The sequence below is a fragment of the Selenomonas sp. KH1T6 genome (assembly GCF_900108415.1).
GTDB lineage: Bacteria > Bacillota > Negativicutes > Selenomonadales > Selenomonadaceae > Selenomonas_B > Selenomonas_B ruminantium_A.
Map to the genome: position 1 here is coordinate 1 of NZ_FNWN01000040.1, position 19,225 is coordinate 19,225.

Consider the following 19,225-nt stretch of genomic DNA (forward strand, 5'->3'; position numbering starts at 1 on the left):
GACCAGTATATGGATATGGTCAGGACATGCCTCTGCTTCTAATAAATTTACCCCCTTCCAACGGCACAACTCCCTCAATATCTGCCCTATCTCGTACCTCTTCTGCCCAAAGAATACTTTCCTTCTGTACTTGGGCGCAAACACAATATGATATTTACAGTTCCATTTTGTATGTGATAGACTATGTACATCATGACTCTTAGTCATTGATTACCCTCCTGTGATTGATTTGTTGCAGTTGACGGACCGCAACGTTATCTTATCATGGGAGGGCTATTTATTACCTTTGAAGACTCATACCTAAAAGGCTATTGAACCCCCCGGTCTAACCGGGGGTTTTCTTTATACAAAAAAGAACCCCGCCGAAGCGGGGTTCTCTATATGACTGTTTAGTTTTTCTCTAATCGCTAGATTAGAAGAGCCACTCAACACGGCCGAAGAACTGCTTGTTCTTGACGTTAGCATTGTAGATATCCTTGGTGTCGCCATAACGGACAGTACCAACGATGTTCTTCATGAAGGTGTAGTTAGCACCAATCTCCCAGCCCTTGAAGCCAGCATCAATCACATCCCAGGTGTCAGCAGGAGTAGCGAGACCGCCGAGGTTGCGGTATGCAATCCAAGCACCCCAGGTCTTAGCGTTTGCAGCCTGAGCACCCTTGTAATCGTACTCGATAGCATAGCCGCGCTTGTCGTTGCTGTTCACAGCATCGACATCGCTACGGGAATACTCAGCACGGAGAGTGCTGCTGCGATCGAACTTGTAGCCGAGACGGGCCTGCCAGATGTTGTTCTTCTCAGCTTCGCCGTTGCGGCTGTTCAGTGCAAGGTAGGAAGAATCAGCATTGCTGTAACGGAAGTAACGAACGCCACCGAAGAAGCCCTTGTTCTCGTTACGGTTGTAGTCGATACCAGCATAGAAAACGTTAGCAGCATCATCACTGTAGCTGTCAGTTACCTGATAGTTGGTGCCATACTTGTCGTTTGCCTGAACAAAGATTGCATTGTCAGTGTAAGCGCCAGCAGTGCGACCGCCACCGACGGTAGCAGAAACCTTGTTCTTGTTACCGAAGGTTGCATCGAGACCGCTCATAGTGGTATCGTTGATGTCTTCATCACCGTACATGCTGAACTTACCAAGACGAACGCTGAAGTTCTTGTAGTCGCCCTGAGCCCAAGCGCGCTTGAGACGGAGGTCAACATCATTGCCGCCGGTAGTATCGTTGTCAGCCTTCAGGTTGTAGGTACCATCGATACGAGCATTCACATGCCAGTGGTCATTGACCTCAGCGGAGGGCTCGAGACGGAAGACAGCAATATTGCTGTTTTCGGTAGCGCTGTTGCCATTAGCCTTCACCTTATCATGACGATAGGTGTACTCCAACTTGCCGTTCCACTTAACCATGTCAGCATTGCGCTCCAGGTTAGCAACGCGAACACCGAGGCTGTTCAGCTCATCAGCGAACTCAGCAGCGAGCTTGTCGATCATAGCCTTGTCAGCAGCGGAAACGTCGCTCTTTGCCATAGCACGAGCAACCATCTGAGCCATCTCGTAACGAGTGATGTTACGATCGCCACGGAAAGTGCTGTCGCCATAACCTTCGATGACGCCATCAGCAGCAAGCTGGGTCACAGCGTCATAAGCCCAATGATCAGCAGGAACATCGGAGAACGGATTTGCAGCAGCGAAAGTGGTGCTAGCTGCGCCCACAACCAGAGCAGTGGTCAGGGCAGAAACGAGAGTCTTCTTCATTGAGAAACTCCTCCTTCTGTAAAATAAAACTTATACGGCATCGAGTCCGTAAGAAGGAGTTCCTTTGAGTTTCCATGTTTCCTCACAATTCACTCCGTCTTATTTCCTCGACTTGTTGTATTCTACCATCTTTCTTTCAGAGTGGCAACCCCTATTTTGCATTTAATCATAAAATATCATATATAAATCATTTTTTTCATACTTTTTATGGTATTATGAGAGAAGGTTATATTAATAGGAAACAACCTCCCCATTCTTTCTAATTCAGTTCTAATTCTCTCTTAATCTGCTTTTAACCATTTTCCTGAACTTCTCCCGGGGTACCAGAACCTCCCGGCCGCAGCCCTGACATTTCAGCCGTACATCTGCCCCCCAGCGGATGATTTCCCAGACTTTGCTGCCGCAGGGGTGAGGTTTCTTGACCTGCACCTTGTCCCCTTCACCATACGCAATTTCTTCCATTACCTATCTTCCTTTCACTTATATATGGGGTGATCGACATGAAAATATCCATCTTGCAAATGCACACTATTCTTGGCCAGCCGGAGAAAAACACTGCCGCCTTCCTGCGCATGGCAGAACAAGCCATGCAGGAAAAACCTGATATTCTCCTGCTGCCGGAGATGTGGAATATAGGCTTTTTCCCCCGTCCCGTGGAGGATTATGCCGATAAAAATGGCGAAAATACCCGCGCCCTGCTGTCGGAATTTGCGCGGAAAAATCAGGTAAATATCGTAGGCGGCTCCATAGCCAGACTAGAAAGCAGCACGGGAAAAATCTACAATACCTGCTATATTTTTGACCGCCAGGGACAGGAGATTGCCGCCTATGACAAGGTGCATCTCTTCTCTCCCGGCAAAGAAAATCAAGTCTTTGAAGCAGGCAGGAACATCTGCACCTTCACCCTGGACGGCCGCAAATGCGGCGTGGCTATCTGCTATGACCTGCGCTTCGGCAATTATCTAAGCAGAGTTGCCGAAGATGTCGAAATCCTCTTCCTCCCCGCCGCCTGGCCGAAACTCAGGCAGAAGCACTGGGATATATTAACCCAGGCAAGGGCCATAGAATACCAGGTATTCGTGGCAGCTTGCAACGGGGGAGCTGAGACCAACGACAAACACCCGCTGGGAGGACATTCTGGTATCTTCGACCCATGTGGAGGGGTGCTGGCGAAGGCTGGGGAAGGTGAAGACATCATTTCGGCAAAGGTGGATTTTGGACTGCTGCCAGAAGCAAGAGAGAAAATTCCTGTTCGAATTGATAAAAAAGTGAGTTTATAACGAGGAAGAAGATGTCCCCCACCTCTGCAGGTGGGGGTGGCGAATATCATAACAGGCGGTGAGTACATATCTCACGCCTCGTTGAAACGCCAAGAGGAAGTTTTGCCTACGGCAAAACTGGAACAACGACGTTATAATATCCGTACAAAAGGCCTGCAGGTTAATCACTCCTGCAGGCCTTTTATCGTGACCATATGCCCGAATTCCTTTAGCAGTAATTATACCACTTGTCACGCCACAAAATCAAAGCAAAAATTTTAACAGATATGTTACTCAACTTTCCCACCACAAAAATAAAGCTAATCCCTTGAAAACACTGGCATCGCATAGGATATAAAGCCTTTCTTGACAACAAAATAGCACCTGTTCTTGGTATAATGGAATCAGCTACAACCCAAATACCAGAAAGGTGCTGACTCCATGTTATACCAAAACTATTCTTTTGAACAGTCCCAAAATCAGATCTTCTCTGTCCTGAAGGAGCTGCAAATTGCCAAGCTCCTTTACAAGGCCAATATACGCAAGGGCTGCGGTCTTTCTGCCCTTGAAATGTTCCAGCGCCTTGTCATGCTTGTTTTCCACGGGAAGAATCTGTTCCGTTCCCTGGAGTCAAAGCATAACGACCATGCTGCTTCCAAGAGTTCCTATTACCGTTTCCTCAGCAACCCTTCCTTCAATTGGAAGAAGTTCCTCCTGCTCCTGGCCATTCGGGTAACGACTGCCCTGCGGAAGCTTACCTGCAAGAGCAGGGTCACTGTGCTTGTCCTCGACGATTCGGTGCTGCGGCGTAACCGCAGCAAAGCCGTGGAACTCCTCGCAAAGGTGTATGACCATGTGTTTCATGAATTTGTCCGTGGCTTCAACCTCTTGGCACTTGGCTGGTCGGACGGCTTCAGCTTCATTCCTGTTTCCTTTGTGTTGCTTTCGTCGGCCAAGCTCAGGAATCGCTACCAGGAAGTCGACAAGGATATCGACCACCGCACCAACGGCTGGAAAGCCAGGATGGAAAGCATGATGCAAAAGCCGGAAGCAGCCTTGCGCATGGTAGAGTCTGCCCTTGCGGCAGGAATCCATGCCGACTATATACTGATGGACAGTTGGTTTACGACGGAACCTTTTGTCAAAAGCCTTTCAGACCTGGGGCAGGATGTCATTGACATGGTCAAGGACATGAAGCAGCGCTACTATTACAATGGTCATTTGTACACATTGCCGCAACTGGCAAAAATCGCCATGGACAGGAGCAATAACCGGCTGTACCGTTCCCTCATGGTAAGGACGAGGAAACATCATCTTTCTGTTCGCATTGTTTTTGTCAAGAACCGCAACAAAAAGAGCGAGCTGCTGTATATCCTGTCTACGGACAATGCGCTCTCAGAGGATGAGATCATTCGCATATATGGGATGCGCTGGAACATTGAAACCTTCTTCAAGGCAAGCAAGTCCCTGCTGAAGCTTGGCAGGGAGTTCCAGACCCGCAGCTATGACTCTGCTGTGGCACATACGGCAATTGTCTTTGCCCGCTATACATTTCTCGAATGGCTGCGCCGCCAGGAAAACGACCCCAAAACCTACGGAGGCCTGTTCTTTGCACTCTGCGAGGATGTGCAGGACATGGAACTTTCGGATGCACTACGGTCACTTATGAGTCTCTTCATGGAAACCATAAACGGTTACGGAACTGAGGATACAGAAACCATAAAAAGTAAAGTGAGCAATTGGATTGCCAGCCAGAGCAGGTATATCAAGGGATTGTTCCCAAATTTATGCTGGGAAAGTTGAGGTGAGTAGTATCAGGCAAATAAAAAAACATTTAGACAGCAAATTGCCCCATCCTTTCGGTACAGATAGCAAAATAGACTCGGCAGCGATTGCCGAGTCCATCCTGCCACGAGGGGCACAAAAAGAAATTTTCATTTTGTGCCGGCCTATTGCAAATTTACTGCTTGTCTTTCGCTACGGAAGACCAGCCGCCGCCCAAGTCAGAATAGCCGAACCAATTTGCATTTGCATCCCAGTTGAACTGATAGCGGCTGCACTTGTTCCCCTTCTCAAAGGCCAGCACCAAGTTCCCGTTCTTCAACGCCACGATGTAGGGATATGCCCCAGGATCGTGGGCGTAGTTCTGGCTGTCGATGTAGACCACCATCTTCTTGGTGGCGGGGGAGTAACCGAAAAGGCAGGCGCGCTCAATGGACTGGAGCACATAGAACTGCTCGCTGTTGTTGGTGTTCTTGATGACGCGGAAGGTATAGCCGTAATCCACCTTGGGGAAATACTCGTCCCCGATTTTATTATTGTCCAGCCAGGCGATCAGGTGAAGCCGGTTGTCGCTGCTGGACTGCCAAAGCTTCCGCATCTGGAGCTTCAACGCTCCATAAGGGGTAGTGAAGGTTTCCGACAGGGCCTGATTGTTCTTCAATTCCTCGGTGAAGTTTTTCGCCTCGTAGGTCATCTGGTAGGATTCGGCGGCAAAGCACACCGTAGAGAATGCCATGACCAGCAAGCCCAGCATGACAGAAATAATTTTTTTCATTTCGTTTCCCTCCTTTGATACCGACATCATTCATTTATGCATTCTCCCTTGAAGGGCGGCTGCCCGCCCTCAAGTTCCATAGATGCCACTCTTGCATTGAAAAAACTTTTCCCAAAAGCAGGCCGCTTTTCATTCGCCCAGCTTGAAGTCGTAATGCTTGGCGTAATCCTCCTGAATGTTCAGGCGGAGCGTCCTGTTCGCCAGGTCGTAAACCGCCGTGTGCCAGGTCAGCCAGAAATTATCGGGCTGGATGTTTCTGTCATGCAGCTTGTAGGTGTCCATGTTGGCCTGGATCTTGGCCTTGAAATCCGCAGGTGCGCTTGCGGCTGTCAAATCTCCTACGGTATATTCCGTGTACCAGAAGGGCTCCGTGCTCGCTTCATAAGTCTGGGTATATTTCACACGCTCCATCAAGCTGGCCATGCCCTCAGCGGATTTCGCGCCCTCTGCATAATGCTCCTTCAGGATGGCGTAGCGCTCAACGCCGCAGGCATGGGGCGTGAGAACCGGGAAGCCCTTGTAGGTTTTGCCCACGGCTGTCTGCCCTGCCTTCATGTGCTTGGCATAGGGAGTATTCGCTGCGTAGTTGACATAGAAATTGGTCATGATGTTGTCCGTGTCGTTCCTGGCAACCAGCTTGCCGTCAATGCACTCGATGATGTAAGTCTCCTTCTCGTCAGAGAGCATCCAGTGAAGCCCCCAGGAGCCATAGCCGCCGTAAATGTCCATGTTCTTCATCAGCTCCACGCCATGGGCAGCGGATTTCGCATGGTCAAGGACGTAGCGGACGACGGCAACGGCATGGATGCGCGGCTTGCCGTAATTGGTCGAAATCGTGGTGGCGAAGTCCAGATCGGTGGCGGGAGCGACGTTGCAGTTCATGGCCACGCCGTTTTCATTGATGCCGTCAAAAGTCAGGTTGGGCATGGCGAGCAACTCAGCCTCCGAGACGTTGCCAACCCCCTTGGACTTCAGCGTGAGAATCGCGGCAAGCCCTATGCTGGCGTAGCGTCCCTCGGACTCTTTGGCGGCAACCTTGATCACAAATTCCGGGACGTCGGAGTAGTCAAGATCCAAATTGCGCCCGTAGAAGTTTCCGTTGCGTACAGCGGAGCAGGCGAAGCCGGTCTTGACCTTTTCGCCCGTCGTAAGGTCAGGCACATAGTCGGTGTACTCCATGTAGTACAGGTAATCAGCCAGCTTCTCAGGGGCCGTGAAAGGGGCTGCCTGCGCCGCTGAAACGCATACGGTGAAGCAGAAAGCCATAAGCGCAGACACAAAGAGACGGAACTCTTTTTTGAAAATACTCATTGCCGATCTCCTCCTAGTTTTTTTCCTACAGCGTGCTATTTTTCATTCCTGAAATTCCTGGGAAAACTTCGACTGGGCAAAAACTGCACCGGAGCCTGTGGCAAAGAGAGTGAACATCACTCCTGCCAGGGACGCAGTAAGTGCTTTCCTGAAAAAAGATCGATTCATAAGCTAACCTCCTATTACGAATTTCTCGTCCACATTGACGGGGCCGCAATCTCCTTGCTCCCGAAAATACTGCCGTGCCTCTCCTATGTGCTCATGATATCTCCCTCCTTTTTGCCTTTGCTGCTTGAACCTTCGTGCAATCAGGCCGAAATACTGCCAGGCCATAAAAAAGCGCCGAGTTTGACAGGGCATAGTTAGCCCCATCAAATTCGGCGGTCATCCGTCCCGAATGCCATATGCGGTTTTATGGCAGCAAAAAAGAGTGCAGTCAGCCTGTGCTGTGCCGTGCGAATCGTAACACCATTCTTCATGCGTGCCAAGTCCTTTCCCGATATGTCTTGACAAACTTCGACTGCGCCCGAAGGGCCAATCCCAAAGGCTCCTCCAGGCAGTACCATATATACTTCGATGTGCGATCACAGTAACAGTTTGATGAAATCCCTATGTGGCATATGTATTCTTCATTTCCCCGCCAATTCCTTCTTTGGCGTGGGAATTTTCTTTATCGTAAACTTCATTACTCAACTTTCCCACCACGAAAATAAGGCTAATCTCTTGAAAATACTGGCATCGCATAGGATATAAAGCATTTCTTGACAACAAAATAGCACCTGTTCTTGGTATGATGGAATCAGCTACAACCCAAATACCAGAAAGGTGCTGACTCCATGTTATACCAAAACTATTCTTTTGAACAGTCCCAAAATCAGATCTTCTCTGTCTTAAAGGATCTTCAAAAGCATGCTGCAAAAGCCGAAAGCAGTCCTGCGCATGGTAGAGTCTGCTCTTGCAGCAGGAATCCATGCCGACTATATACTGATGGACAGCTGGTTTACGACGGAACCTTTTGTCAAAAGCCTTTCAGACCTGGGGCAGGATGTCATTGGCATGGTCAAGGACATGAAGCAGCGCTACTATTACAATGGGCATTTGTACACATTGCCGCAACTGGCAAAAATCGCCATGGACAGGAGCAAAAACAAGCTGTACCGTTCCCTCATGGTAAGGACGAGGAAACATTACCTTTCTGTTCGCATTGTTTTTGTCAGGAACCGCAACAAAAAGGGCGAGCTGCTGTATATCCTGTCTACGGACAATGCGCTCTCAGAGGATGAGATAATTCGCATATATGGGATGCGCTGGAACATTGAAACCTTCTTCAAGGCAAGCAAGTCCCTTCTGAAGCTTGGCAGGGAGTTCCAGACCCGCAGCTATGACTCTGCTGTGGCACATACGGCAATTGTCTTTGCCCGCTATACATTTCTCGAATGGCTGCGCCGCCAGGAAAACGACCCCAAAACCTACGGAGGCCTGTTCTTTGCACTCTGCGAGGATGTGCAGGATATGGAGCTTTCAGATGCACTACGGTCACTTATGAGTCTCTTCATGGAAACCATAAACGGCTACGGAACTGAGGATACAGAAACCATAAAAAGTAAAGTGAGCAATTGGATTGCCAGCCAGAGCAGGTATATCAAGGGATTGTTCCCCAATTTATGCTGGGAAAGTTGAGATATGTTATAATATCCTTGCTGCCTCTCTCCCATAGCTAATTGTGAAGGGAGGTGTTACGTATGACAGAATTCTTAATTTCCACGGCTGCCAGCGTTTTAGGCGGTATTATCGCTTACTACGTGTGTAAAGCCCTGGAGGGCAGCAAGAAGCAGTAACCATCTGGGAGTTCACGCAAGCCCTAATCAAGCCGATACGTGAACCGCAAAAAGCCCGCAGGTTAATCACTCCTGCGGGCTTTTTGTTGTGCCATGTATGACAGAATTCTTTATGTAGCTTGATTATACCACTTAACGCCCTATGAAATCAAGCACTAACCTCACACATTGAACAGGAAGTTGGTCACGTCTCCGTCCTGCATGACGTATTCTTTGCCTTCAGTGCGGACCTGGCCCTTTTCGCGGGCTGCGGCCACGGAGCCGGCGGCAATGAGGTCTTCGTAACCCACAATCTCAGCGCGGATGAAGCCGCGCTCGAAGTCCGTGTGAATCTTGCCTGCGGCCTTGGGAGCCGTGGTGCCCTTGGTGATGGTCCAGGCACGGCACTCGTCCGGACCGGCGGTGAGGAAGGTCATGAGGCCCAGCAAGTCAAAGGCGCCCTTGATGAGCTTGTCCAGGCCAGACTCCTCCAGACCCAAATCAGCCAGGAACTCCTTGGCCTCTTCCTCGTCCAACTCGGCAATCTCGCTCTCCACCTTGGCGGAGATGGTGACTACCTCAGAGCCATGCTGGGCGGCGAAGTCGCGGACTCTCTTCACATACTCATTGTCAGCATCAGCCGTAGCCACTTCATCCTCAGACACGTTGGCCACATAGAGAACCGGCTTCAGAGTCAGCAGGTTCATCTCCTTGATGAGCTCCAGCTCATCCTCAGAGAGCCCCATGCTGCGGGCAGGCTTGGCTTCCTCAAGGGAAGCCTTGATGCGGCGTATCAGCTCATCCTCGGCCTTGGCGTCCTTGTTGCCGGACTTGGCCAATTTAGCCAGACGGGAAATGCGCTTTTCCACCACGTCAAGGTCAGCCAGGCAGAGTTCAGTCTGGATGATCTCGATATCACGGAGGGGATCTACGCCGCCCTCCACATGGGTGATGTTGCCATCTTCAAAGCAGCGCACCACATGGGCCACCGCATCCACCTGACGGATGTGTTCCAGGAACTTGTTGCCCAGGCCCTCGCCCTGGCTGGCACCCTTCACCAGGCCAGCAATGTCCACGAAACGGACAGAAGCCGGGGTGGTCTTCTTGGAGTTATACATCTCATGGAGCACATTCAAGCGTGCATCCGGCACAGCCACCACGCCCACATTGGGCTCGATGGTGCAGAAAGGATAGTTGGCAGCCTCAGCGCCAGCTTTGGTTATTGCGTTAAACAACGTGGACTTGCCTACATTAGGAAGTCCAACGATACCGACTTCTAAATTGCTCATTTAATAAATCACCTTATCTAAATATCAAAGAGTACCGAAAATCCTGTCGCCTGCATCACCCAGACCGGGCACGATGTAGCCATGGTCGTTCAGCTTCTCATCTACAGCTGCCACATACACCGGCACATCAGGATGATCCTTGTTGATGACCTCGATGCCTTCAGGAGCGGCAACCAGGCACATGAGGATAACAGAGTGGGCGCCCTTTTCCTTGATGAGGCTGAGAGCTGCAGAAGCGCTGCCGCCGGTAGCCAGCATGGGGTCAACCACGATAAGGGTGCGCTCTGCCACATCGCTGGGCAGCTTGCAGTAATACTCCACAGGCTTCAGGGTCTCCGGGTCGCGATACATGCCCACATGGCCCACACGGGCAGCGGGAATCATGTTCACCACGCCGTTGAGCATGCCAAGGCCAGCGCGCAGGATAGGCACTACGCCCACCTTCTTGCCTGCCAGCACTTTTGACTTGCACTTGGCCACGGGAGTCTCAATCTCCACTTCCTTCAGGGGGAAGTCACGAGTAATCTCGTAAGCCATGAACATGGAGATTTCCTCCAGCAGCTCACGGAAATCCTTAGTGCCCGTATCCTTCTGACGCATGAGGGTAAGCTTATGCTGGATAAGGGGATGGTCAATGACGTTGACTTTCAGATCTGACATGGCAATATCTCCTTTATCATGAAAAATGTTTTCCGAGTTATATCTAATCTATAATATCACGAAAGGACAGCCGACGCAACGATTTGCGACAGCTGTCCTTTTTATCATTATTTCTCCAGCAGCTCAAGCGCTAATTCTGCATTCCGTGCTGCCTTTTCTCTAAGCTCCCCCAATAGCTGGGCATTGCGTTTCTTGAAGGTGGCCTTGTCGTTCCACTTCTTGCGAATTTCCGCCAGCAGGTCTTCTGCTGTGAGGCTTTCCAGATCTCCCACCGGCTCCTCGCCAATGGATGAAAGGAAGCGGTCAATCTTTGGGTCGTAGGAAATGCCTATCATGGGCACCCCCATGACTCCAGCGAAAATCAGCGCATGGAGGCGGATAGCCAGCATCAAGTCCATATTCCCAACCAGGGACAGGAACTCGCTGGTGGTGTACTCATCCTCCAGCACAGTACAGTGCTCTTGCGTCAGCTCTGCAATGCTCTGGGCGGCACGCACATCTTCGGGGTACTGCATGGGAAGGAATACTACCCTTGCTTTCAGATCCCTGACAATGGCATCGCTGGCTTTGGCCAGCTCCTCCTTGAAGTGATGGCACCCCTGCCAGTCGCGAACAGAAATACCCACTACGGGACTAGCGCCCTCAGCGTGATACTTCTTGAAGATGGCGCGGCCAGCTTCCCTGTCCACGGGATGGATAGCCAGCACCGGGTCAGCAGTGCACTCAATATGCGGACGGGTGATGCCCAGGCTGGCCAGCTCTGCCAGTGAACCTTTATCACGCACGGTGATAAGGTCAACCCTGTTGGCAATATGCCCCATGACCCGCCGAGCCATGCGCCCCCTGATAGGGCCGATGCCCTGGGCATAGAGCATGACCCTGGTGCCCAGCATCTCCGCCATCTTGATAATGGCGAGATAATAGTAGAGGCTCCTGCGGCTGGTGACATTCTGGAGGAGACTGCCGCCGCCGCTGATGAGAAGGTCTGCCTTTTTCAGCGCCTTGCAGATAGCAGTCATGTCCAGCCAGGAAATGGCTTCTACGCCGTGACGCTTGGCGGTATCCTGCGGGGCAGCCGAAATGACGGTGATATGAAGTTCTGGTTCCAGGTCACCTAGCACTTCCAGCATAGCCGCCAGCATAGCTTCGTCGCCGGCGTTCTTCGAGCCATAGTATCCTGAGATGACAATCCTGCTCATCAGTCTTTCTTGCTCCCCTCCTGATTTCCCTTAGCGGCACGAGCCATGACGGCCTGCCAGATTTCCACCATGACCATGGCGGCAGCGCCTACGAAGGCGCCCAGTACGATGCCCCCAATCCCGCGCACGAAGGACATGTAAATCGGCGTGCGCATGTGGGCAAAGGTTTCTACCATAGAGCCCTGTCCGATAGCAGCCACCAGCACCAGAGCAAACAGCACCATGGTAGGCCACTTCCTGAAGAAGGCCATGGCCGCCAGCATGAAGGCCGGGTGGCCTATCATCAGCTCCTTGGTGCGGGGTCTTGCATAGAGAGCCTTTTCCAGGAAGGCCCTGAACTGTAGCTCCAGGCCGGACACAGGCATGCCCGAAGTGTGGCCGCTGCGGGCCACGAACACAATGCCTGCCACCAGCACGAAGAAAAGTCCCACCAGCGTCTTGATTTTCACAGGCATATCCAGGATTTTCTTCATCTGTGCTACTACGCCGTCGCAGTCATCCATCTTGCCATCAAAGATATCGAAGCGCTGCATGAAGGCAACAGCCACGAGGATAATGGGCATGACAAAAGTCAGCTTGATGCCCCGGAAGATATTGAACTCCAGGAAATACTCCGTATCAGCCAGCGAACCGGACAGATAAGCCGCCCCCATATAAGAGCAGGCCCCCGTCACCCAGAGGGCAAGTGCCGCCGTCACAATCATGCGGGGCAGGGAAATATGCTCCGGCATTTTCCTGCTGCGCACAAAGTCCATCAGATAGATGATGGCCAAAGACGGGAACAGATTGGCACTGGCAAGAGCTGCCACCACGCGAATCTTGGAGCCGCTGCCCATAAGCACCGGGACAGCAGCTATGATTGCAAAGACAGCAAAGAGAATGTACTGGAGCTTCCTGCGGCGATTGAGGGCAGGTATCACCAGAGACAGATAAAGGACACCTGCAGCAGCTACGCCTGCCATCACCAGCGCCCGCAGGATCTTGGACGGATAGTAGGCGGCAAAAGTGCCGGCCTTGTCTATCTCATAGCCCTGCTCTGTAAGCTTGTCATGGACGGCCTTGAAATACTCCATGTTGGTTGACAGGAGAGTCTTGTCCGGTGCAGGCTTTTCATAGATGCGCAGAAGGTCGATGCGGATATTGCGTTCCTCATCCGTGTTGCTCCAACGCTCCACGGCAGCATCAATCTTGAGCTTGGGCAGTTCATCCTTGCCAATGGAATAGAGGCGCACCACATGATCATAGCCAAGACCTGCCGCCAATTCCTTCATGCCATCCTGAGGATAGAACTGGAGCTGGGTCACGCCCTCAATCAGACCGAGATTGATGCTTTTCTCCTTCATCTTATCTACGGTAGCCTGCAAAGACTTGTTTGCTCCCAGCACCTGAGAGCCGCTGTAGACGATTTCGGAAACATCTATGCCCTCAAGACGCTTGAAAACTGCCTCCACATCATCGGGGGTGCAGGCGTCGTAGTTGCTGGGACGGGCCAGCACATGAAAGCCAGCGGCATTCACGGCCTTCATCTCGTCCGTGGGCATGCCGATATTCATTTTCTCAAAAGACTCATAGTGTGCCTTGACAGCCAGCACTTCCTCGCTGCCTACCTGCAGCACCGTCACCCGGTCAGCCCCCAGGCGGCGGAAAAGGTCTTCCTTTACCTCCTTGTAGGTCTGAGGGTCATGTCCCACCACGTAAACCTCAGTGCCCACTACCCTGCCGCTGGCACAAAGGTCGCGCCATGCAGGGTCCGTGAGGCTGCCGCTATGATAGCGGTTCAGTATATCACTGCCCTTGGTGGCAGTGGTCTTGCCGTTGACGTTGAGTTTTTTGAAGGTAGTTTCGTACACTGCCAGACTGGAAATCCCGGCTTCACGGGCTTCCTTCAGCACCTGCTCCGGCGGCAATCCCTCACGCTCTGCCAGTTCCAGCAAGCCCTCATAGTCTATAGCCAGGTCTACCTGACGGCTGGCCTGCTCCACCTGATGCCGCTGAACACCAATGATGAGAGCAGCTATAAGCCCCAGGATAATGACTCCTAACAGCAGCTTATTGTATTTCCAAACCTTCATGCTTTAATCCACCTTCATCAATCTTCAGCCTTTGGCAATTCTGCTTTTACAGCGATTGAACCATCCAGCTGCCTGACTTCCGTCACCCTCATATCAAGGGGAATCCTGTCGGGGCCTGCCAAAAGCACATCCCCAAACACATCACCGAAAAGCCCTTCCAGCTTCAATTTGCCCAGGCGGCTGTTCTTCAGGGACAGATGCTCCATGCGGAAATACAAAGAGCCGCTGTCCTCCACCACCTGACCGGAAAGCTCTGCCTGGGCCATCTTGCCCATAACCTTTACCTCAGCGGTAACCAGCACCTTCTCCGGGGTGATCTTCACCTGGACATTTTCCAGCTTGTCTACTCTGCGGGAAAGAACTTCCCGCAGGTTTTCTTCATCTATGATACCCTGCAAGGTGAGCTTTTCCGCTCTGGAAACCTTGAATTTCTCATCATCCAGCAGGGATGCCATATCAATATGGACATCCTTTCCCTCCATGGTCAGTTCTTTAACGTAAACCTGACCCACCTTCGCCTGATGAGTCACAGCCTGCAGGTTGTCCACCTGGCCGAGAAGCATCAGGAAACTGGGAGAGGAATCTATACTCACCTGCGCATCCTGGGAAGCTAACCTGTCGCCTATGCGACGCTCCAAAGTTGAAGATATCACTGTAGGCAGCACACATTCAACCAGCACAGCTAAGATAACCAGCAAAAGGCTGCCCGCTATAAGAATCTTACGCATATACGACCCCCCGGCGGCCCACGGAGGGGCCGCTCCCGCAGACCTTTGGACTCGCGTGAAGCGATCCAGGTCTGCAATCTCTTTTGGTACTTTTCTCTGATGCAGAGAAAAGTACGGGCGCAGCCCCCGCTAACTTAAATCTCGTGATTAGCCTTAGCCGCCAGGAAGGCGCGAATAAACGGATCAATATCCCCATCCATCACCGCCTGCACATTGCCGGTCTCGGCACTGGTGCGGTGATCCTTCACCATGGTGTAGGGCTGGAACACATAGGAGCGAATCTGGCTGCCCCACTCGATCTTCTGCTGGTCGCCTTCCAGCTTGGCCAGCTCTGCTTCCTTCTTCTCCATCTCCAGCTCAAAGAGCTTGGCGCGGAGCATCTTGAGGCACTGCTCGCGGTTCTGCAGCTGGGAACGCTCGTTCTGGCACTGCACCACGATGCCCGTGGGCTCATGGGTCATGCGGACAGCGGAAGAAGTCTTGTTGATGTGCTGGCCGCCGGCGCCGCTGGCCCGGTAGGTATCTACACGCACATCAGCCATATTGATGTCCACTTCCACTGCATCGTCAATCTCCGGCATGATATCGCAGGCGGAGAAAGAAGTGTGACGGCGGGCATTGGCATCAAAGGGAGAAATGCGCACCAGACGGTGGATACCCTTCTCAGACTTCAGGAAGCCGTAGGCATTGTGACCTTTGATAAAGAGGGTAGCAGACTTCACGCCGGCCTCATCGCCGGGCAGGAGATCTGCCGTCTCCACAGTAAAGCCGTGGCGCTCAGCCCAGCGGCCGTACATGCGCAGGAGCATCTGGGTCCAGTCCTGGGCCTCAGTTCCGCCTGCACCAGCATGGAGAGTGAGGATGGCGTTGTTGGCATCATAAGGACCGGACAGCAGCACTTCCAGCTGCAGGGCCTCCAGGCCCTCGGCCACTTCCTCCAGCTCTGCCTTCACATCGTCTTCCATGGAAGGATCATCTTCCTCCAGACCCATTTCCAGCAGGGTCTCGGCATCCTCATGCTTGGCGCGCAGAGCCTTGTACTTGTCCACCCCGGACTTCAGGTCAGCCAGTTCCTGATTGATTTTCTGGGCAGCTTCTGCATCATCCCAGAAGGTAGGCTCACCCATCTTATATTCCAGCTCGGCAATCTTCTCTTCCTTCACAGGGATTTCAAGGGCTTCAGCCATGTGGTCGAGTTTTTCCTTGAGTTCGCCCAGCTGGGGCTTTAAATCTTCAAGCATTTTACGTACCTTTCTATCACTATTAGAATGCGGACTTGACCTGGCGGGAGGGCGTGTGCCCCTAAGCGGAGCGTAAGTTGTTTTGCGTCAGGCTTGATTTTTTTGTCTGCCAAACTCCTCATAAAAAGCAGCGTCGTCCAAACGCAGTGCGTTCAGCTGCTTTTTAAGGATTAATTAAAGACAAAAAAATCAAGCAGCAAAACAACGTGCGCAGCGTGGGGGACACGCCCTCACGCCTCCGCCACGTATGTTTTGTTTATGCGTTCTTCCCGCAGCAGTTCTTGTATTTCTTGCCGCTACCGCAGGGGCAGGGATCATTTCTTCCTACTTTGCTGCCGTCCTTGTTGGTGACAGGCTTCTTCACCTCGGCAGCGCTTACGTCATCGCCGTGGGCAGCCTGTGCTTCCTTGAGACTGTCAGTAAGCTTGGAGCGCTCGGCGGCAATGGTGCGCTGCATCTGCTCCTTCTGAGCCTCGGCAGCCCGGGCCTGAGCTTCTGCATCCTCCTCAGCAGCCTGGGGCTGGGGCATGACGATGCTCACATGGTACATGAGGGAGGCAATCTGGTCCATGATAGAACCTTCCATTTCCTCGAACATATCGAGAGCCTCGATCTTGTACTCCACCAGCGGATTCCTCTGGCCGTAAGCCCGGAGGTTGATGCCCTCACGGAGCATATCCATGTGGTCCAGATGTTCCTTCCACTTCTGGTCAACCACGCGAAGCATGACTACCTTCTCCAGCTCGCGCATATTGTCCTCGCCAAAGAGGAGCTCACGCTGGCTGTAGCATTCCTCAGCCAGGCCCTCAAGAGCCTCCTTGAGTTCGTCGCGGCTGAGTTCCACCAGCTCTTCCTTCTTCAGGCGCCCTGCGGGAGCATAGATCTTTTCAGCATCCTCAATAAGGCCGTCCAGCGTCCATTCCTCGGGGTAGAGCTTCTCATTGGCATACTGGTCCATCTCAGCCTTGATGATGTGCTTCACCATGCCCATGATGTTCTCCCGGAGGTTCTCGCCCTTGAGGATCTTCTTGCGCTCGCCATAGATGACCTCGCGCTGCTGGTTCATGACATCATCGTACTCAAGGACGTGCTTGCGGATATCGAAGTTCCGCGCCTCCACCTTCTTCTGGGCGTGCTCCACAGACCTGGTGATCAGGCTGTGCTCGATGGGCTCATCCTCTTCCATGCCCAGTTTGTCCATCATGCCCGCAATGCGGTCAGCGGCAAAGAGTCGCAGGAGATCATCTTCCAGAGACAGGAAGAAGCGGGACTCGCCGGGGTCACCCTGACGGCCGGCACGACCACGAAGCTGGTTGTCGATACGGCGGGACTCGTGGCGCTCAGTGCCTACGATAAAGAGGCCGCCCAATTCCTCTACGCCCTCACCCAGCTTGATATCTGTACCACGGCCTGCCATGTTGGTAGCAATGGTGACGGCGCCCTTCTGTCCGGCATCCGCCACAATCTCAGCTTCCTTTTCATGGAACTTGGCGTTCAGCACATTATGGGGAATGCCGTACTTCTTCAGCACCGCGCTCAATTCCTCAGACTGGGTGATGGAGGTGGTACCGATGAGCACAGGCTGGCCCTTGGCATGGATTTCCGCCACCTTCTGGCCCACAGCCTTATACTTGGCCTTCTTGGTCTTGTAAATGAGGTCAGGATGGTCGATGCGCTGCACCGGCTTGTTGGTGGGCACCACAATGACAGGCAGGTTGTAGATCTTCAGGAACTCGTCTTCCTCGGTCTTGGCGGTACCTGTCATGCCGCCCAGCTTGTCATACATGCGGAAGTAGTTCTGGAAGGTAATGGTAGCCAGAGTCTGGGACTCGCGCTGGATCTTCACGCCTTCCTTGGCCTCGATGGCCTGGTGGAGGCCGTCAGAATAACGGCGGCCCTCCATAAGACGGCCCGTGAACTCGTCCACGATGATGATTTCATCATTGCGCACCACATAGTCACGGTCCCGCTTCATGAGCGCCTTGGCCCTGAGTGCTGCATTGAAGCAGTGGGACAGCTCGATATTCTCAGGAGCATAGAGGTTGGAAATGCCCAGCATCTGCTCAATCTTGGGCACAGTGCTGTCGGCGGCTGCCACAGTCTTCTGCTTCTCATCAACGGTGTAGTCCGTGCCCTCCTTGAGCCCTGCCACAGCACGGGCCATCACGGCGTACATATCCGTGGACTTCTCGCCGGGACCAGAGATGATCAACGGGGTACGGGCCTCATCCACCAGAATGGAGTCCACCTCGTCCACGATGGCAAAGTTCAGATCCCTCTGCACCATCTGGTCTTCATAGATGACCATGTTGTCGCGAAGGTAGTCGAAACCGAACTCATTGTTGGTACCGAAGGTCACATCACAGCTATAAGCATATTTGCGCTCCGGGAAATCCATGTCATGGGCAATAAGGCCCACGGACAGGCCCAGGAACTTATAGAGATGTCCCATCCACTCGCTGTCACGACGTGCCAGATAGTCATTCACCGTCACCATGTGAACGCCCTTGCCCGTCAGGGCATTGAGGTACACGGCCAGGGTTGCCACCAGGGTCTTGCCTTCACCGGTGCGCATCTCGGCAATGCGCCCCTCATGAAGGCACATGCCACCGATAAGCTGCACGTCAAAATGGCGCATGCCCAGCACGCGGCGGGAGGCCTCACGGGTCACCGCAAAGGCTTCGGGCAGGATATCATCCAAAGTCTCGCCATTTGCAAGGCGCTCCTTGAATTTATTGGTATAGCCCGTAAGCTTGTCATCCGTCAGGTTCTGCATCTGCGGTTCCAGCCCATTGATTTTCTCTACGACCTCCCTGTACTTGGCTATTTCTTTATCGTTATTGTCACCTAAGAATCTCTTCAAGAATCCCAGCAAGCAAATCACTCCTTCTATTAGGTCTGCACCTTACAATATTAGCAGACTGCCTATGATAAGTCAATTTTAAGGAAACAATGGTCATGGTCGTTTTATGCCTCTATTGCAAATTTCTTCACTTTACACTAAAAAGGGGCTGTTGCACGTAATCCAAACGTGCAGCAGCCTCATTTTTATGCAAAAAGATAATCCCAGGACATTCAAGCCCCGGGATTAGGTGTAGAATTTAGGTATGCAAAAACCAAATTCACAGAAAGAGTATACGTCTTTAGGAGAGAATTATCAACTGTTTCTCCCCTTAAATCTTGAATTTCAGGTTAGCAAAGATGACCCCGTCCGCCTGCTTCGCCACTGCATTGGAGGTATGGATATAAAGTCACTGGAGGAGACCTATCAAAGGATAGATCGAAATTTGGCGTCGCCCAGGCAGATGCTGGCCATCCTTGTTTATGCCGGAATGAACC

Annotated in this window: 17 protein-coding genes and 1 pseudogene; 4 read left to right on the forward strand and 14 right to left on the reverse strand. The window is 52.2% G+C overall.

The window, feature by feature from the left end; genetic code table 11:
• The 3 genes from tnpA to BLW59_RS15140 all read right to left on the reverse strand — a co-directional run.
• On the reverse strand, positions 1 to 207 hold a 207-nt coding region (gene tnpA, locus BLW59_RS15130), incomplete at its 3' end, for an IS200/IS605 family transposase (protein WP_139283713.1).
• A 205-nt stretch (positions 208 to 412) separates the two neighbouring features.
• Positions 413 to 1,753, reverse strand: coding sequence for an S-layer homology domain-containing protein (locus tag BLW59_RS15135; protein WP_074698446.1), 1,341 nt, complete (start codon positions 1,751 to 1,753; stop codon positions 413 to 415).
• 270 nt (positions 1,754 to 2,023) lie between these two features.
• Positions 2,024 to 2,215, reverse strand: coding sequence for a DUF951 domain-containing protein (locus BLW59_RS15140; protein ID WP_074698447.1), 192 nt, complete (start codon positions 2,213 to 2,215; stop codon positions 2,024 to 2,026).
• 38 nt (positions 2,216 to 2,253) lie between these two features.
• On the opposite strand from BLW59_RS15140, the gene BLW59_RS15145 reads away from it, so the two are divergent.
• Both BLW59_RS15145 and BLW59_RS15150 read left to right on the forward strand, forming a co-directional pair.
• Complete coding sequence (locus tag BLW59_RS15145; RefSeq protein ID WP_074698448.1) at positions 2,254 to 3,033, forward strand: carbon-nitrogen family hydrolase; 780 nt, start codon at positions 2,254 to 2,256, stop codon at positions 3,031 to 3,033.
• A 420-nt stretch (positions 3,034 to 3,453) separates the two neighbouring features.
• On the forward strand, positions 3,454 to 4,815 hold the full coding sequence (locus BLW59_RS15150; protein WP_074698449.1) for a transposase: 1,362 nt from the start codon (positions 3,454 to 3,456) through the stop codon (positions 4,813 to 4,815).
• Positions 4,816 to 4,972: 157 nt separating this feature from the next.
• Here the strand turns inward: BLW59_RS15150 and BLW59_RS15155 are convergent, their stop codons facing one another.
• From BLW59_RS15155 to BLW59_RS17525, 4 genes are all read right to left on the reverse strand, one after another.
• The gene (locus BLW59_RS15155) at positions 4,973 to 5,569 is read right to left on the reverse strand and encodes a hypothetical protein (protein ID WP_074698450.1); all 597 of its coding nucleotides are present in this window, start codon (positions 5,567 to 5,569) and stop codon (positions 4,973 to 4,975) included.
• Positions 5,570 to 5,698: 129 nt separating this feature from the next.
• Positions 5,699 to 6,880, reverse strand: coding sequence for a linear amide C-N hydrolase (locus BLW59_RS15160; RefSeq protein ID WP_074698451.1), 1,182 nt, complete (start codon positions 6,878 to 6,880; stop codon positions 5,699 to 5,701).
• Positions 6,881 to 6,922: 42 nt separating this feature from the next.
• Entirely contained in the window at positions 6,923 to 7,048 is a 126-nt protein-coding gene (locus BLW59_RS18240; protein ID WP_318258675.1) for a hypothetical protein, read from the reverse strand.
• Between the two features lie 441 nt (positions 7,049 to 7,489).
• Positions 7,490 to 7,798 (reverse strand): hypothetical protein, encoded by a 309-nt coding sequence (locus tag BLW59_RS17525; RefSeq protein ID WP_139283714.1) that lies wholly within the window; start codon positions 7,796 to 7,798, stop codon positions 7,490 to 7,492.
• On the opposite strand from BLW59_RS17525, the gene BLW59_RS15165 reads away from it, so the two are divergent.
• The gene (locus BLW59_RS15165) at positions 7,790 to 8,560 is read left to right on the forward strand and encodes a transposase (RefSeq protein WP_074698452.1); all 771 of its coding nucleotides are present in this window, start codon (positions 7,790 to 7,792) and stop codon (positions 8,558 to 8,560) included. The two genes, BLW59_RS17525 and BLW59_RS15165, sit on opposite strands and share 9 nt — an antisense overlap.
• Before the next feature lie 319 nt (positions 8,561 to 8,879).
• On the opposite strand, the gene ychF is transcribed toward BLW59_RS15165, so the two are convergent.
• The 7 genes from ychF to secA form a co-directional block, all read right to left on the reverse strand.
• Positions 8,880 to 9,986, reverse strand: coding sequence for a redox-regulated ATPase YchF (ychF, locus tag BLW59_RS15170; RefSeq protein ID WP_029546185.1), 1,107 nt, complete (start codon positions 9,984 to 9,986; stop codon positions 8,880 to 8,882).
• Positions 9,987 to 10,010: 24 nt separating this feature from the next.
• Positions 10,011 to 10,646 (reverse strand): uracil phosphoribosyltransferase, encoded by a 636-nt coding sequence (upp, locus tag BLW59_RS15175; RefSeq protein ID WP_029546188.1) that lies wholly within the window; start codon positions 10,644 to 10,646, stop codon positions 10,011 to 10,013.
• A gap of 107 nt (positions 10,647 to 10,753) precedes the next feature.
• Positions 10,754 to 11,845: a polysaccharide pyruvyl transferase CsaB gene (csaB, locus tag BLW59_RS15180; protein WP_074698453.1), complete on the reverse strand. Its 1,092-nt coding sequence runs from the start codon at positions 11,843 to 11,845 to the stop codon at positions 10,754 to 10,756.
• Positions 11,845 to 13,917, reverse strand: a complete 2,073-nt coding sequence (locus BLW59_RS15185) for a DUF5693 family protein (protein ID WP_074698454.1) — start codon at positions 13,915 to 13,917, stop codon at positions 11,845 to 11,847. The genes csaB and BLW59_RS15185 overlap by 1 nt, the downstream gene beginning before the upstream one ends.
• A gap of 17 nt (positions 13,918 to 13,934) precedes the next feature.
• On the reverse strand, positions 13,935 to 14,645 hold the full coding sequence (locus BLW59_RS15190) for a DUF2993 domain-containing protein (RefSeq protein WP_074698455.1): 711 nt from the start codon (positions 14,643 to 14,645) through the stop codon (positions 13,935 to 13,937).
• Positions 14,646 to 14,779: 134 nt separating this feature from the next.
• The gene (gene prfB, locus BLW59_RS15195; protein ID WP_029546195.1) at positions 14,780 to 15,886 is read right to left on the reverse strand and encodes a peptide chain release factor 2; all 1,107 of its coding nucleotides are present in this window, start codon (positions 15,884 to 15,886) and stop codon (positions 14,780 to 14,782) included.
• A 256-nt stretch (positions 15,887 to 16,142) separates the two neighbouring features.
• Positions 16,143 to 18,761, reverse strand: coding sequence for a preprotein translocase subunit SecA (secA, locus tag BLW59_RS15200; protein ID WP_081348567.1), 2,619 nt, complete (start codon positions 18,759 to 18,761; stop codon positions 16,143 to 16,145).
• A 232-nt stretch (positions 18,762 to 18,993) separates the two neighbouring features.
• Here secA and BLW59_RS18045 point away from each other — a divergent pair.
• A pseudogene (locus BLW59_RS18045) lies at positions 18,994 to 19,225 on the forward strand (IS5/IS1182 family transposase); the annotation flags it as partial.